Source organism: Sphingobium fluminis (assembly GCF_037723805.1).
In the GTDB taxonomy this organism is placed as follows: Bacteria; Pseudomonadota; Alphaproteobacteria; order Sphingomonadales; family Sphingomonadaceae; genus Sphingobium.
This window is the reverse complement of sequence record NZ_JBBJUK010000001.1, coordinates 172,894-187,713: the sequence shown is the minus strand read 5'-3', so window position 1 is coordinate 187,713 and position 14,820 is coordinate 172,894. Positions and strand designations below refer to the sequence as shown.

Here is a 14,820-nt window from a genome sequence, read left to right as displayed (position 1 = left end):
TCACGATCGGTTCGCCTCGTCCGCCAGCGCGATCATGCAGGCGACGTGGCGGCGGGCGACCGCCATGCGATCCTCGCCATAGCCGCCGCCCACGGTGCTGGCCAAAGGGATGCCCCGCAGCCGCGCCGCGCGCATCACGGCGCGGTCGCGAGCATCAAGGCCCGCATCGGTCAGCGCCAGTCGCCCAAGCCGGTCATCGCCATGCACGTCCACGCCCGCCTGATAGAGGATGAGGTCGGGCGCGAAATCGTCCAGCGTGGCCGGCAGAACATCCATCAACGCCGCCATATAGGCGTCATCCTGGGTCCCGTCGGGCAAGGCCAGGTCGAGCGAGGAGCGTGCCTTGCGAACCGGGAAATTCTTTTCCGCGTGCAGCGACAGGGTGAAGATGTCCGGCCGTCCCGCCAGCAGCGCGGCCGTGCCATCACCCTGATGCACATCGAGGTCGAGGATCAGGATGCGTTTCACGTCGCCTTGGGAGATCAGCCGATGCGCGGCGATGGCGAGGTCGTTGAACACGCAATAGCCCGCGCCTGAATCGTACAGCGCGTGATGGCTGCCGCCCGCGCTGTTCGCCGCATAGCCATGGACGAGCGCCAGCCGCGCCGCTTCCCACGTCCCGCCCGGCGAAAGCATCGAGCGCGAGCGCACCCGGTCGGTGACGGGGAAGCCGATCCGCCGCTCCTTTTCACGCGGCACGGCAAGGCTCGCCACCTCCTCGACATAGGCAGGGTCATGCACCGCCTCGATCCATGCCCGCGGCATGGGATCGGGCTGATATTGGGTGAACGCCACGCCGCTTTCCCGCAACGCCTCCATCACCAGCCCATATTTGTCGAACGTAAAGCGGCTGCCCGGAGCGGCAGGAAAGACATAGGCGGGATGGTGAACGACGTGGAGCATGATCTTTTCCGCTATCCCGATTTGAACGATCGCCGCTTTGCGCTATCTGGTCCAGCATGAACTGTCCCCCACTCATCCGTTTCCTCGGCCTGCCCATGCTCGCCGCGATGGCCCTGCCAGCAATGGCGCAGCCGCCAAAGGTCGTGCCGACCATCCCCGTGCCACTCCCTGCGCCAGCGCAGCCGGCTGTTTCGGTCATGCCGCCCATCCCGCTGCCCCCTTTGACGCCCGCGCAAGAGTCCGTTCTGAACGACTGGTTGGCGAGCGGCGCGGCGCAGGGGCTGATGGCGCGCGCCAAAAGCTTCACGCCGCTCAGGGGTGAGGCATTGACCGCCGCCGTACTGGATCGCGCCAAAGCGCTGGGCACCGGGCGAGTCGATACCGCCGATTTCCTCGACATCTGGGCGCTGCGACCCACGCCGTTCGATCCGCGCGTCTCCTTCGCCAAGGCGATCGCCGAAAACCGCCTGTCGCAATGGACGACCAATCTGACGCCGCCCTATGCGGGCTATGACGCCCTGCGCAAGGGCCTGATCGCCTATGAACGCATCCGCGATTCGGGCGGCTGGCCGGTGCTGGGAGCGCAATCCTCCCCCGATGCCGTTCGCGCGCGGCTCGCGATCGAGGACAAGAGCGCCAAGCCCGGCGAGAAGCTCGTCGACGCGCTCCAGCGGGCGCAGAGGCGCTACGGCCTCAATCCGACCGGCCTGCTCGATGCGCGCACGCTCAGGGAACTGAACGTGCCGGTCGACGATCGTGTCGCCGCCATCATGGCGAATATGGAGCGCTGGCGCTGGATGCCGCGCGAATTGCCCGTCAACCGCGTGCAGGTGAATATCGCCGCCGCCGTGCTGACCGTGTTCGAAGGCGACCAGCCGGTGACGTCGATGCGCGCCGTCACCGGCAGCCCCGACAATGCGACGCCGATGCTGTCGTCCAACATCCATTCGATCGTCGTCAACCCGCCGTGGAACGTGCCAGCCTCCATCGCCAAACGCGAATTATGGCCCAAGGGCCGTGCGGCGCTGATCCGTCAGGGCTATAAGATCGTTGGCTCGCCCGAAACCGGCGAGCGGATCGTCCAGCCTGCCGGTCCCAACAGCGCGCTGGGACGGCTGAAATTCGACTTCGCCAACCCCTTCGCCGTCTATCTGCACGACACGCCGTCACGCGCGAAATTTTCGAGCTACGACCGGCTGGCCAGCCATGGCTGCGTCCGGCTCGAAAAGCCCGTGTCGCTGGCCGAATTGATGGTTGCGAGCGACCCGACCCTGTCGGGCCAGGTCCAGTCGCTGATCGACGCGGGCAAGACCCAGCGCGTGTCGCTGCCCAAGCAGGTCGCCGTCTATCTTCTCTACTGGACCGCCTTTGCCAGCGCGAACGGGACGATGAATTTCCGTGCAGACCCTTATGGCTGGGACAAATTGCTCGCTCAGAAGATCGAAGCGTCGAGCCGCCGCGCCGATCCCACCACCATCGCAGCCAAGGACTGATTCCATGCGCAAGATCGCTCTGTTCGCCCTCGCCGGTGCGCTCGCCCTTTCGGCCTGCGGCAAAAAGCATGAGGAAGAACCGACAACCAACAATCTGGTCGAACCGCCGGTCGAGAATGTCATCATCGACGAGCCCGACGCCACGCCGCCCCCGCCGCCGGTCGGCAATAATGTCGCAGCACCGGCGGCACCGGCCCCGTCCGTGTCGGAACAGCAGCAGATTCAGGACGATGCCGAAGCGACCGGCATGACGTCCCGCCTGCGCGACGCGGGCGAAAACAGCGCCGCGTCCGACCAGGCGGTCAATAGCGGCGGTTGAAGCGATCGGCCCCGGTCTTGGACCTGGGCGCGGAATTTGCTATATGCGAGTCCATGGATCGCCGCAATTTTACGAAGTTCGCTTTGAGCGGACTCGCATTTTCCTTACTGTCGGACAGTGTCGGGCGGGCTGCGTTGCCGACCACCTCTGGCCTTAATGGTCCGATTCCGCCGGCCACGCCCGGACCGGCGTCGCTCGCCCGCAAGCCCTATGCGGCGCTGCTCGATCGCGCCAGGGCGGCGCTCGACCAGCATAGCGCAGCCTTCACCCTGCGCGATCGAGTCGCGCTGGCCGATTTCAACGCGCCATCGCGCGAGCTGCGTTTCCACATCGTCGACCTGATCGGCGGCCAGACCAGTTCCTATCTCGTCGCCCATGGCCGGGGGTCGGACCCCGAACATTCGGGCTGGCTGCACAGTTTTTCCAACGAACCCAATTCACTGGCGAGCAGCTCGGGCGCGTTCAGGACCGGCGAAATATATGAAGGCCAGCATGGCCGCGCCATGCGCCTGGCTGGCCTCGACCCGCAGAACAACAATGCCGAACCCCGCGCCATCGTCATCCACGGCGCGGACTATGTGAGCGAGGATCATATCGCCACATGGGGCAAATGCGGCCGCAGCGAGGGCTGCTTCGCCGTCGCCCGGCACATGCTGCCGCAACTGCTGGGCTTGTTGGGACCGGGCCGGATGGTCTACGCCAACAAGCTGGACGGTATCGTCACCTGATCAAACGCACATCGGCGCTCATACTCAAATTGACCGTCCCAAAGGCGTAACCCGCCTCCACTAGATCGTCGTCCCCGCGCAGGCGGGGACCCAACTTGCCTCATGCATTGGCCGACCCGAGATACACATCTTTCATGCGACTTCATCGTCTAGCGGTGAAATAGGTCCCCGCCTGCGCGGGGAAGACATAAAGTCGAATATCGACGCTTCGCCTCAGCCAGCTTTCTGGGCAGTCATCGCGTCGATCGAGGGTTTGTTGACCGGGTCGATCGAGCCATCGGCCACCATCGCCCTGCCAAGCGTCACCGCCTCGGTTTTGATCGCCGGATCGCTCCCCGTCTGGCTCGCCCCGATCAGCGCCGACAAAAGAAGGTTCTTGTTCACCTTGTCCGCAGCATTTTCGGCCACCGACTTGCGGGCCAGGGCGAGCGCTTCCTGATAATAGGGGTCTGCGCCCGGCGCGTCCTTGGCGCTGAGCTTCTGGTTGCCAAGCTGCACCAGCATGCCGGCGAGAACATTCCGACTAGCCGCATCTGCGGGCTTGGCTTCTACCACTTTGCGCCAGTGGGGCGCCGCCTCGCCGAACAGGGTGATGGCCTGATCCACCTTGCCAAGGCTCGCCTGCGCGGCCGCGTCGGCGTAAAGCACATTGGCGAGGAAGGTCACATTGTCGATCTTGCCAGGGTCGGCCTGCACGACCGTTCGAATCGCGGGGAGCGCAGCTTCATATTTCGCCACCGCACCCGCATTGTCGCCGGCCTGCTGCGCGGTCTGACCGGCAGTAAAATCCGTCACCGCTTTGTTGAAGGCCGTGATCTGCGCGGGGGTGAGCGCGCTCGCGGCGGGGGCGGATGCGGGCTGCTGGGCCAGAGCAGGCATCGTCGCCGCCAATGGCGCGGCAATCAGAAGAGCGGTCAATCGGCTATGGAATGGCAAGGTCATCTCCCTGGACGTTTTGAAAATGCATCGGCGCGAGGCGCACTCCATGCTTTCAATGACCGAAGGGCAATCCAGGTTCCAGGCCGCTATTACCGCGCCATCGCGCAGAAAGCGCAACTCGTGGCAAAATCGCGCGCGCGCCGCGCCGCGCGCGCGGATGCCTGCGCATCCTCGCCCCACCGCTCGACCTGCCAAACCTCGTCGATTTCCGCCGCCGCCCAGATCGCGTCCGGCGCATGCCCGCCTTCGAGCAGCGCCAGCCCGGCGACCAGCGAACCGGTCAACGCGACGACCGTAGAAAGCCCCGCCAGCGTAAAGGCATCGAGCGCAGCCACGACATGGGCCAGCCGGTCCAGCGTTTCCTGCGGCTGCGGCACGGGCAGGACACCCTGCGTCACTCGAAAAACAATGTCGTAGCGTGCTCGCGCCCATTCGAGCAGCGGGTCCCAGGCGGCCGCTTGCCGCTCCACCAGTTCCTGCGGTCCATCGGCGCGATAACAGAGAAGATCGCTCTCGCCATAACGCGCGACATCGGCGGCAAAGGATGCCGAATTGGGTGCGACATGATCGATCGCGGCATTGGCGAGCCCCGTGAAGGGCATGGAGGCAGGATCGATGACCTCATTCTGCTCACGCCACTCGCCGGCCACAGCTTCAGCCAGCACCATGTTAGGCAGCGCAAGCAGGGCGCGCGCAGGCGTGCGCACCGGACGACCATCGAGGCGGATCTCAAATCCGCCCTCCCCCGGAATCACAGCGACCTCGGTGTAAAAACGCCTCACGGCCTGGTCCGCCTGAACAGCGCCAGCATCAGGCGCGGCACGATCATGAACTGGAACAGGCCGACGACGACCATGATCGCGCCAAACGCCTTGGCCTTATTGCCCTGAACCCAGGAAAAGCGCTGCATCAGCGCGAGGAAGCCGACCATCACGATGATCGCGCCGGACAGCCGAAACAGGCTGATGGCGAAGTGGCGCTGACGCGCGACCTTTTCGGCGGCGCCCATTTCAGGGGGGACGGGCGGCGGAGGCGGAAAATCGGTCATGGCGCGCCGATATGGCGATGCAGCGCTTCGCTGTCCATCGCCACGGCATGCGCGCCCGCCGCCCATAAAGCTTCGGGCGCATGATAGCCCCAGCCGACGCCGATAGACCGCACCCCGGCGGCGATCCCCATGTCGATGTCGAACACCGTGTCGCCGATCATGACCGTCGTCCCGGGTTCCGCGCCCGCCTCCGCCATGGCCTCGATCAGCATCGCGGGATGTGGCTTGGACGGATGGCGATCGGCGGTCTGGAGCGTCACGAACCGCTCGGCCAGCCCATGATGGGCAAGACACAGGTTGAGACCCCGGTCGGACTTGCCGGTCGCCACACCCAGCAGCCATCCTTCGGCATCGAGCGCGTCGAGCAACGCCGCAATACCGGGATAAAGCGGCTCCTCGACGCCGCCGCCGCGCCGCATATCGTGGAAGGCGCGCTTATACGCGTCCGACAGATGATCGTGGAAATCGGCCTCCGCCTCCGGCAGCAGTCGCGCCATCGCATAGGGCAGCGACAGGCCGACGACGGACAGGATCGCCTGCCGGTCCGGCGGCGGCAGCCTGGCCCCCTCGAAGGCACGGACCATCGCGGCGCAGATGCTGTGCTGGCTGTCCACCAGCGTCCCGTCGCAATCGAAGACGACCAGCCGGTTGGTCCGCACCCTAAACCTCGCCGCGCCCCCGACGCTCGCCGCGCCGGCCCTTGCGCACCTGTTTGGCGTGCGCTCTCGCGAACTTCTTCTCATCCTCGCGCGTCGGGGTCCGGTCGATCTCGTCGTCCAGCGGCATGTCGCCGATCGATGCGTCGAAACCCAGATCCGTAAGACTTGAGGCGAAATGCGAGGGCAGCTCCGCCATCACGTCGACCCTCCCGCCATCGGGATGGTCGACCCGTATGCGGCGGGCATGAAGATGCATCTTGCGGCTGATCGTGCCGGACAGGAAAGCGTCCTTGCCGCCATATTTGCCGTCGCCAACGATCGGGTGGCCGATCGCCGCCAGATGCACGCGTAACTGGTGGGTGCGGCCGGTATAGGGTTGCAGCTCGACCCAGGCGGCGCGATTGCCCGCGCGCTCGATCACGCGATAGCGGGTGCGCGCCGGCATCCCTTCCGCTTCGTCGACATGCATCTTCTCGCCGCCGGTGCCCGGCTGCTTGCCGAGCGGCAGTTCGATCATGCCGTCGTTGATGCTGGGCACGCCGATGACCAGCGCCCAGTAGACCTTGCGCGCGGTGCGGCTGGAAAAGGCCTTGGCGAAATGCCCCGCCGCGCGCGAATTGCGCGCGAGCAACAGCGCGCCGGACGTATCCTTGTCCAGCCGATGGACCAGCTTGGGGCGCGATTCGAGGTCGAACAACAGCCCGTCGAGCAGCCTGTCGACATGCTCGTCGGTTTTGGTGCCGCCCTGCGTCGCAAGACCGGGCGGTTTGTTGATGACGATCGCCTGCGCATCCCGGTGGATCACCATGTCCTGCACATAGGCGATCTCGTCGGGCGTCAGGTCGATGACGCGGACCCGCTTGGGCTTTTCGGCGGCCGGCGCCCTGGCCTCGGCGGGCGGCACGCGGATCGTCTGCCCTTCGAGGACGCGATCGCCTGGCGCGGCGCGTGCGCCGTCGACGCGCAGCTGTCCGGTGCGTGACCAGCGCGACACGATGTTGAAGCCGACGTCAGGCAGATGCCGCTGGAACCAGCGGTCGAGGCGGATGCCGTCATCGTCGCCGGCCACGCGATATTGCCGCACGTCGAGCGATACGCCCTTGAGCGCGGTCGATTTGACCGGCGCGGCGGCCTGCACCGGTGCCGGTTTCGCGGCGGCGGGCTTGGTGGCGGGTTTCGCGCGCGGCTTGAACGGCGGTTTCGCGCCATCGGCTTTGCGCGCCGTCGCAGCCTTGGGTCCGCCGCGCGCGCGTCCGGGCGCGCCCGCTTTTGCAGCGCCGCCCGGTCTGGCCGCGCTATCCGGCTTGCGGCTGCGTGGCGGACCGGACTTGCCCGTTCCCGGTTTGCCCGTTCCGGCTTTGCCCGTTCCGGCTTTGCCCGTTCCCGACGGGCCTGGCGGACGGCCCCTCATGCGACGCTCCGCACAGTGAAAAGGCCCAGAGCAAGCGCCGCGACCGCACCGATCACCGACAACAGCGCATAGCCGATCGCCATGCCTGCGTGTCCGCGTTCGATCATGGAAAGGGTTTCCAGACTGAAAGAGGAAAAGGTCGTGAAGCCGCCGAGCACGCCGACGCCGAGCAACAGCCGCACAGGCTCGCCAGAACCCACGCTGCCGCGTGCCAGCCATCCGGCAAGCAGGCCCATGGCAAAACCGCCCAGCAAATTGGCCGCGAACGTGCCCCATGGCCACGCCGCGCCCGGCATCATATGCAGGGACAAGCGCCCGAGCAGGTAGCGCAGCGCGGAACCCACCGCGCCGCCACCCATGACAAGCAGAATATTGATCATGCCGCCCGCCTACAGGCAAATGGCGACGAAGGAAATGCGTCAGTTCAGCGTTTAACCACCATGGTCGGCGATGATATCCACCCCGGTCTTGCCGCCCGGTGCGTCGGTGAAGACGATGAAATAGGCGCTGTCGTCATTTTGCCGGCTGCCGCCGAGCACATTGTCGCCGCCCAATATCCTGTGTTCGGCTGCAAATCCCGCGCGCTTTGCCATGGTATAATAATAATCGATGACGCTTTGTTTGGGCGCGGGCGTCACGAAGCTCGCCGCGCGCAGCGAACAGCCGTCGCGATCCGCGCCAGCGGCCTCCATCAATTGCGCGCCGGGATAAAGGGTGAAAGGTTCGGGCAGGCGGCTGGCCCATTGCATGGCGTAGGCGAGCTTGGCGCTGCAACCGGCGTTCCCGCCGCCGCGCCGCGCCTGTTCCCGCGCCAGTGCGCCGAGCGTCACCGTCGATTCCATCGCTTTCCCCTCGCTCGGGGCAGGCGTGCTCAGCAGCTTGCCGCCGGCAATGCGCTGTGCCTCCGCCTGCGCATGGCCGGCGTCGCCGTTCAGAACCGGCAGCGGCGCGCTGGCCGGCCTGTCGGGCCCGCGAACGGCGTTGCGGTTGGACTGGCCGGCCAGCTTGGGATCGACAACGATCTGATCGGCGAGCGCGCTTTTAAGCGCAGGATCGACGGCATTATTGGTGAGTTGCGCGTCGAGCGCGGCGAGGCTCTGCTCCTTGTCGCCCTTGCCGCACGCGGCAAGCGGGAGCGCCATAGCGGCGACGAACCAGCATGATCTGGTGTAAACCGGCCCGAAACCCTGCATGCGCGTCACTCCTTCGTAAACAAGCCATGAAGAGCAGAGGTTAATTTTCCGTTAGGATTTTTGGTGAATCCCCGGATTTTCCCGGCCTTGCCGCGCGGATGCAAAATCGCCATCTACAGGGGATGCTCAATATATTGTCAGGCCTGATCGGCCTAGTCACCCTGATTCTCATGATCCCGGCAGTCATTCCGCTGCTTGGAGCGCTCAACTGGCTGCTTGTGCCCATAGCCTTGTTCGGCGCCGTCATCGGCATGATCTCATCCAAAAATGGCGGCCGCAATTTCTGCCTGATCGTCGCCGCCTTTGGCGCGCTTCGACTGTTCATCGGCGGCGGCCTGATCTGACCGGGTCCGACCATCAGGCGGAACAGCGCGCCGGCCTGCTCGCCGCCATCGTCGCATATGGCCTGTGGGGCCTGTTGCCGATCTTCGTCAAGCTGGTCGACAATGTGGGATCGCCGGAGGTGGTGGCGCAGCGGATCATCTGGTCGCTGCTGCTGATCGTCGCGATCCTGAGCGCGCGCGGCGCGACGGGATCGCTGATCGCGGTGTTGCGCGATCCAGGACTGATGCGCCCGCTGACACTGTCGGCGCTGCTGATCGCGACCAACTGGCTGACCTATGTCTGGGCCGTCAACAGCGCGCATGTCTTGGCGGCGAGCCTTGGCTATTTCCTCAACCCGCTCGTCAACGTCCTGCTCGGCGTGCTGGTGCTCAAGGAAAGGCTGCGGCGCGGCCAGATGGTGGCGATCGCGGTCGCCGCGCTTGGGGTCGCGATCATGGCGGCGGCGGCGCTGTCGACCCTGTGGATCAGCGTCGCGCTGGCGCTGACCTTCGGCTTTTACGGGCTCGTCCGCAAGCTGACGCCGGTTGCGCCGATGGCGGGGCTCGGCGCGGAAACGGCGGTGCTCGCGCCGGTCGCGCTCGCCTGTCTCGGCTGGCTTGCGGCGTCGGGCGGCATCGCCTTTGGCCACGATGTTCGGACCAGCGGCCTGCTGATCGGCATGGGCGCGGTGACGATGGTGCCGCTCGTCCTGTTCGCCACCGCCGCCCGTCGCCTGCCGATGGCGACGCTCGGCCTGCTGCAATATCTCGCCCCGACGCTGCAATTTCTGTGCGGCGTGCTGCTCTTTGGCGAGTCGCTCAGCCAGGGCCAGATCGTCAGCTTCGGCCTGATCTGGGTCGGGCTGCTGCTGTTCGCGCTGGACAGCTATACCAGCGCGAGGCGCAACAGGCTGGTCCCGGTTTAGGAAAATTCGGTCGCCTCGAAACGCACCGGTTCGCCCATGGCGGCGTTGGCGAGCGCATCTTCCCACATCACCCGATGACCACGCACGATCGTGCCCACCGCCTTGCCGGTCAGTTCCATCCCCTCGAACGGCGACCAGTCGCAGCGCGACGCCAGCCAGTCACGCTCGATGGTCCAGCGCTTCTTCAGATCGACGATCGTGAAGTCCGCATCATATCCAAGCGCGATCCGCCCCTTGCCGACCAGACCGAATACGCGTTGCGGCCCCGACGAGGTCAATTCGATGAAGCGGCGCAGCGACAATCGCCCTTCCGCGACATGGTTGAGCAGCAGCGGCACCAGCGTCTGTACGCCCGGCATGCCGCTGGGGGATGCGGGATAGGTCTTTGCCTTTTCCGCGATCGTGTGCGGCGCATGGTCGCTGCCCAGAACATCCGGCACGCCCTGGTTCAAATAATACCACAGCCCGTGCCGGTGCGCCGCCGACCGGATCGGCGGGTTCATCTGCGCATAGGTGCCAAGGCGCGGATAGGCGTCTTCCGCCGCCATGGTCAGATGCTGCGGCGTCACTTCGCAAGTCGCGATATCCTTGTTCCGTGCAATATAGTCCAGTTCGGCGGGCGTCGTGATGTGCAGGATATGGATGCGGCGGCGCGCCTTGCGGGCGAGCGCGATGATCCGCTTTGTCGCGATCATCGCACTTTCATCGTCGCGCCAGACGGGGTGCGAAGACGGGCCGCCTTCCAGCGCATACGCCTTGCGCGCATTCATCCGCGCCTCGTCCTCGGCATGAATGGCGACGCGCCGGGTGCCGCTGGCCAGCACGCGAGACAGGGCGCCGTCATCGTCCACCAGCAGGCTGCCGGTCGACGCGCCCATGAAGATCTTCACCCCCGCTGTGCCGGGGATGCGCTCCAATTCCCTGAGTTGCTCGGCATTGTCCGCAGTCGCGCCGACGTAGAAGGCATGATCGCACCACATACGATGATGCGCGCGGGCAAGCTTGTCATGCACCCGATCGGCGGTGTCGGTATTGGGATTGGTGTTGGGCATTTCGAACACGGCGGTGATGCCGCCCAGCACCGCCGCACGGCTGCCCGATTCGAGATCTTCCTTATGTTCGAGGCCCGGCTCGCGGAAATGGACCTGGCTGTCGATGCAGCCGGGGAGGATATCGAGGCCGGTGCAGTCGATCACCTCCCCCGCGTCCCCCAAAGATGTGCCGATCGCGGCGATCCTGCCCCCGCGCACGCCGACATCGACAGGGTCCGCGCCGCCCGGCGAGTGAACCGTGCCGTTTTTCAGGATCAGATCGAAAATGTCGGGCATGGAAAGGTGCGCCTTGCAAAGACTTGGATAAGGATGCGCCCTGTCCTACCTAAAGCCGATGACCGGCACCACCCTCACCGACCGCGCAATCCTGAGAATTTCGGGCGAGGAGGCCCAGGCCTTCCTGCAGGGCCTGCTGACCCGGGACGTGCTGACCCTGACGCCCGGCGCGCCGCGCTGGACCGCACTGCTGACGCCGCAGGGCAAGGCGCTGTTCGACTTCATCCTGTGGGGGGATGGCGACGATGTGCTGATCGATTGCGAAGCGGCCCAGGCCGACGCGCTGGCGAAACGCCTCAGCCTCTATCGCCTGCGCCGCAAGGTGACGATTGCGCGTGACGAGGGGTTGGCGGCGCATTGGTCGCCCGACGCGCCCCACCGGCCATTCGACCCCCGGCTTCCCGCCCTGGGCCATCGCTGGATCGCGCCCGCCGGCGATGGCGACGCCACCGCCGCTTTCCGCACCCACCGCCTGTCGCTCGGCATCTTTGAAGGCGCGGATGAGCTTGGGCAGGACCACATTCTCTGGCTTGAAACCAATGCGCAGGAGCTGGGCGGCGTCGATTATGACAAGGGCTGCTATATCGGCCAGGAAAACACCGCGCGCATGCATTATCGGGGCAAGGTCAACCGACGCCTTGTCGCGGTGCCACTGGCGGAGGCCGATGAAAAGCGCCAGCGTGCCGCGCTGCCGGAGCTTGGCCTGTCGATCGAGCTGCGCCGGGTCGACGATATTGACCCCGCGACCCTGCCCGGCTGGCTGGCACAAGCCATCGCAGCGCAGGCGGCGGAATGAGGCGCATTCTCGTCGCACTGCTGGCCGCACTCGCCTTCGTCACGCCAGCTCTTGCCGACACGCGATGGACATTGGTCAAAATCTACCCTCATGACGCGACCGCCTTCACCGAGGGCCTCTTCTTCCTCGATGGCACGCTCTATGAGAGCACGGGCCTCGAAGGGCAGTCCGAAATCCGCAAGGTCGCCCTCAAGACCGGCAGGGTGATCACGCGCCGCAGCATCGACCCGGCCTATTTCGGCGAGGGCATCGTCAACTGGAAAGACCGGCTGGTGAGCCTGACCTGGCGGCACCGGCACGGCTTCGTGTGGACTCTCCCCGATTTCGCGCCCGTCTCCTCCTTTCGCTATGACGGCGAAGGCTGGGGCCTGACCCAGGACGGCGTGAGCCTCATCATGAGCGACGGCAGCGCGCAGTTGCGCTTTCTCGATCCCGACAGCTTCGCAGAACAGCGCCGCATCACCGTGCGCTGGAAGGGCCGCCCGGTCGATCGGCTGAACGAACTGGAATATGTGAAGGGCGAAATCTGGGCCAATATCTGGTACGATAGCCATATCGCCCGCATCGATCCCGCAACCGGCCAGGTCATCGACTGGATCGACATCGGCCCATTGGTGCAAAAAAGCGGCGCGCGCGGCGACGAGGCGGTGGCAAACGGCATCGCCTATGATGCAGCGAAGGACCGAATATTCGTGACCGGAAAAAACTGGCCCAAATTGTTCGAAATCAGATTGGCGAGATAAAGTAGCCGGTTGCCGCTTCAAACTTCCACGCCTCATCGCTTATCCACTGGATTTACGACAGGACGTTCAAGGTTTCCGCATTTTCCGAGCCAGCAGACGTTAGCGTCTGCTTCGAAAATGCTCTAGCCAGCCGGTCCGGCATTTACAGTTCACGCCCCACCGTCCACGCCCGGCGCAAAGACAAGCGATCTGGAGGCGCGGTTGCGCCCCTCGCTCTTGGCCCGATAGAGCGCGTGGTCGGCGGCCTGTAAAAGACCTTCTGGCATCCGCATCGTCCCTCCCACGCGGGCAAGTGCAGTGGCAATTCCGATGCTCGCGGTCACGACCGGCGCGGCGGAGTTTCCAAGATGGGGTATCTGCAACGCTTCGATCGCGAGTCTGATCCGGTCGGCAACTTCCGTCGCCCGGTCCGCGCTCGTTCCGCTCAAAATCACGGCAAACTCTTCGCCGCCATAGCGGCAGGCAAGGTCACCGGGGCGGGTAAGCGCGGAGCGGGTGGCAGCCGCCACGCTGCGCAGGCAATCATCGCCCGCCTGATGTCCATATTCGTCGTTGAATTGCTTGAAATTATCCAGATCCAGAAGCAGCAATGAAAGCTGAGACATCTCGCGCACTGTCTTGCGCCATTCAAGATCGATGGTCTGGTCGAAGGATCGCCGATTTGCGAGCCCCGTCAGACCATCCTCAAGGGCCAGCGCAGCCAGTCTATCCTCCAGATGTTTCCGATCGGTGATGTCGCGCAGGACGAGAATGGTCGATCCCGTGCCATCCTCGGAGAGAACGGAGTTGCCTTCGACCCAGATGGGCGTTCCATCGGCGCACAGCAAACGCGTCTGGTGACGGAGCCGCACCGTCTGACCGCTCAGATGAAGCGCCAACGCCTGGACAAGGGCAGGTCTGTCCTCTTCGGGAACCAGCCACACCATGTCAGTGCCGACCACCTGTTCCGGCTTATAGCCGAGCATGGATTCCACCGAGGGCGATATGTAGCTTACCGTCCCGTCAGGCCCAAAATGGGCGAGGACATCGGACGCCTGTTCGGCGAGCATGCGATACACCGATTCATCAATCGGCCGGGCAGACGCCAGGGGAGACTTCCACCGAAGAAAATCGCTGAAGAACGTCATGGGCCATTCCCTAAATGAGGCAGAATAGGCCGGGATGCTTAAAAATTGGTGTGCGGCAGCAGGATCGCACCCGGCGACGCGGCATCGGATCGATCCAGGCCGGCGTGCGGCTTGACTTCGCTTCAATCTTCGCCGCCGGGCAGGTCGGCGACATCACCAAGGCACCGGCACTGCTCGAAAGCCAGGCCGAATGTCAATCTGTCCTAGAAATCGGGCTTTTCATAATGGGGCGGCGGGGTGATCACCTCCATCCGCTCCGACAGCAGCGGCCGGAACGAGGGCCGTGACTTGAAGCCCGCATACCAGCGCTTGACCGGGTCATGACCCGCCCAGTCTATACCGCCGAGATAATCCGCCACCGAAAGATGCGCTGCCGCCGCGATATCGGCGAGGCTGAGAGTTGCCCCCCCCATCCAGCTGCGATGATCGAGCAGATAATCCATATAATCCATATGGACATTGGCGCGCTTCATCGCTTCGCGCAGCACCCGCGCATCGGGCGGCGCCCGCTCGATCAGCCGCTTCTTCATCCGCTCGTGGAGCAGCGGCCCGACCACGTCGCCGTAGAAATTCTGGTCGAAAAAGGCGGTCAGGCGCCGCACTTCCGCCCGGCCCGCCGCCGTGCCGGAGATCAGCGGGAATTTCTCCACCGTCTCCTCGAAATATTCGCAGATCGCCTGACTGTCGATCAGGGTCATGCCCTTGTCCTGATCGACCATCACCGGGGTGGTGCCGGCGGGATTGAGATCGAGGAACTCGTCCCGCATCGCCCAGGGCGATTCGCGCACGAGATCATAGCCCACGCCCTTTTCCCCCAGCAGCAGGCGCACCTTGCGCGAGAAAGGACAGAGCGGGAATTGGAAGAGTTGCCACATATGTCTGTC

The 14,820-nt window shown here is 65.0% G+C and carries 18 protein-coding genes; 7 read left to right on the top strand and 11 right to left on the bottom strand.

Going from position 1 to position 14,820, the window contains the following annotated elements; translation table 11 throughout:
• Positions 1–903 carry a histone deacetylase family protein gene (locus tag WG907_RS00915; protein ID WP_340230665.1) on the bottom strand — a complete coding sequence of 301 codons (903 nt, stop codon included), beginning with the start codon at positions 901–903 and terminating at the stop codon, positions 1–3.
• 56 nt (positions 904–959) lie between these two features.
• On the opposite strand from WG907_RS00915, the gene WG907_RS00910 reads away from it, so the two are divergent.
• Genes WG907_RS00910 through WG907_RS00900 form a run of 3 tightly spaced genes read left to right on the top strand, consistent with a single transcriptional unit; the run spans position 960 to position 3,443 of the window.
• Positions 960–2,396, top strand: a complete 1,437-nt coding sequence (locus tag WG907_RS00910) for a L,D-transpeptidase family protein (protein ID WP_340230663.1) — start codon at positions 960–962, stop codon at positions 2,394–2,396.
• 4 nt (positions 2,397–2,400) lie between these two features.
• Positions 2,401–2,715 carry a hypothetical protein gene (locus WG907_RS00905; protein WP_340230662.1) on the top strand — a complete coding sequence of 105 codons (315 nt, stop codon included), beginning with the start codon at positions 2,401–2,403 and terminating at the stop codon, positions 2,713–2,715.
• A gap of 53 nt (positions 2,716–2,768) precedes the next feature.
• A complete protein-coding gene (locus tag WG907_RS00900; protein ID WP_340230661.1) occupies positions 2,769–3,443 on the top strand; it encodes a murein L,D-transpeptidase catalytic domain-containing protein in 675 nt (224 codons plus the stop codon).
• Between the two features lie 213 nt (positions 3,444–3,656).
• On the opposite strand, the gene WG907_RS00895 is transcribed toward WG907_RS00900, so the two are convergent.
• From WG907_RS00895 to WG907_RS00865, 7 genes are all read right to left on the bottom strand, one after another.
• Positions 3,657–4,385 carry a tetratricopeptide repeat protein gene (locus WG907_RS00895; RefSeq protein WP_340230660.1) on the bottom strand — a complete coding sequence of 243 codons (729 nt, stop codon included), beginning with the start codon at positions 4,383–4,385 and terminating at the stop codon, positions 3,657–3,659.
• Positions 4,386–4,471: 86 nt separating this feature from the next.
• Complete coding sequence (locus WG907_RS00890; RefSeq protein ID WP_340230659.1) at positions 4,472–5,164, bottom strand: ATP12 family chaperone protein; 693 nt, start codon at positions 5,162–5,164, stop codon at positions 4,472–4,474.
• Positions 5,161–5,430 carry a hypothetical protein gene (locus WG907_RS00885; protein WP_340230657.1) on the bottom strand — a complete coding sequence of 90 codons (270 nt, stop codon included), beginning with the start codon at positions 5,428–5,430 and terminating at the stop codon, positions 5,161–5,163. Before WG907_RS00885 ends, WG907_RS00890 begins: the two co-directional genes overlap by 4 nt.
• Positions 5,427–6,089, bottom strand: a complete 663-nt coding sequence (locus WG907_RS00880; protein ID WP_340230656.1) for an HAD-IA family hydrolase — start codon at positions 6,087–6,089, stop codon at positions 5,427–5,429. The genes WG907_RS00885 and WG907_RS00880 overlap by 4 nt, the downstream gene beginning before the upstream one ends.
• Position 6,090: 1 nt before the next feature.
• On the bottom strand, positions 6,091–7,500 hold the full coding sequence (locus WG907_RS00875) for an RluA family pseudouridine synthase (RefSeq protein WP_340230655.1): 1,410 nt from the start codon (positions 7,498–7,500) through the stop codon (positions 6,091–6,093).
• A complete protein-coding gene (crcB, locus tag WG907_RS00870) occupies positions 7,497–7,880 on the bottom strand; it encodes a fluoride efflux transporter CrcB (RefSeq protein WP_340230654.1) in 384 nt (127 codons plus the stop codon). The genes WG907_RS00875 and crcB overlap by 4 nt, the downstream gene beginning before the upstream one ends.
• Positions 7,881–7,931: 51 nt before the next feature.
• A complete protein-coding gene (locus WG907_RS00865) occupies positions 7,932–8,693 on the bottom strand; it encodes a hypothetical protein (protein ID WP_340230653.1) in 762 nt (253 codons plus the stop codon).
• Positions 8,694–8,815: 122 nt separating this feature from the next.
• Between WG907_RS00865 and WG907_RS00860 the strand changes: the two genes are divergently transcribed.
• Together WG907_RS00860 and rarD are read left to right on the top strand one after the other, a co-directional pair.
• Positions 8,816–9,037, top strand: coding sequence for a hypothetical protein (locus WG907_RS00860; RefSeq protein WP_340231778.1), 222 nt, complete (start codon positions 8,816–8,818; stop codon positions 9,035–9,037).
• A complete protein-coding gene (rarD, locus tag WG907_RS00855; protein WP_445326769.1) occupies positions 9,034–9,942 on the top strand; it encodes an EamA family transporter RarD in 909 nt (302 codons plus the stop codon). The genes WG907_RS00860 and rarD overlap by 4 nt, the downstream gene beginning before the upstream one ends.
• On the opposite strand, the gene WG907_RS00850 is transcribed toward rarD, so the two are convergent.
• On the bottom strand, positions 9,939–11,270 hold the full coding sequence (locus tag WG907_RS00850) for a dihydroorotase (protein WP_340230651.1): 1,332 nt from the start codon (positions 11,268–11,270) through the stop codon (positions 9,939–9,941). The two genes, rarD and WG907_RS00850, sit on opposite strands and share 4 nt — an antisense overlap.
• Positions 11,271–11,328: 58 nt before the next feature.
• On the opposite strand from WG907_RS00850, the gene ygfZ reads away from it, so the two are divergent.
• Positions 11,329–12,066: a CAF17-like 4Fe-4S cluster assembly/insertion protein YgfZ gene (ygfZ, locus tag WG907_RS00845; RefSeq protein ID WP_340230650.1), complete on the top strand. Its 738-nt coding sequence runs from the start codon at positions 11,329–11,331 to the stop codon at positions 12,064–12,066.
• Positions 12,063–12,809: a glutaminyl-peptide cyclotransferase gene (locus WG907_RS00840; RefSeq protein WP_340230649.1), complete on the top strand. Its 747-nt coding sequence runs from the start codon at positions 12,063–12,065 to the stop codon at positions 12,807–12,809. Before ygfZ ends, WG907_RS00840 begins: the two co-directional genes overlap by 4 nt.
• 149 nt (positions 12,810–12,958) lie before the next feature.
• On the opposite strand, the gene WG907_RS00835 is transcribed toward WG907_RS00840, so the two are convergent.
• Positions 12,959–13,936 (bottom strand): GGDEF domain-containing protein, encoded by a 978-nt coding sequence (locus tag WG907_RS00835; protein WP_340230648.1) that lies wholly within the window; start codon positions 13,934–13,936, stop codon positions 12,959–12,961.
• 203 nt (positions 13,937–14,139) lie between these two features.
• Positions 14,140–14,811: a glutathione S-transferase family protein gene (locus tag WG907_RS00830; protein ID WP_340230646.1), complete on the bottom strand. Its 672-nt coding sequence runs from the start codon at positions 14,809–14,811 to the stop codon at positions 14,140–14,142.
• Positions 14,812–14,820: the final 9 nt, after the last annotated feature.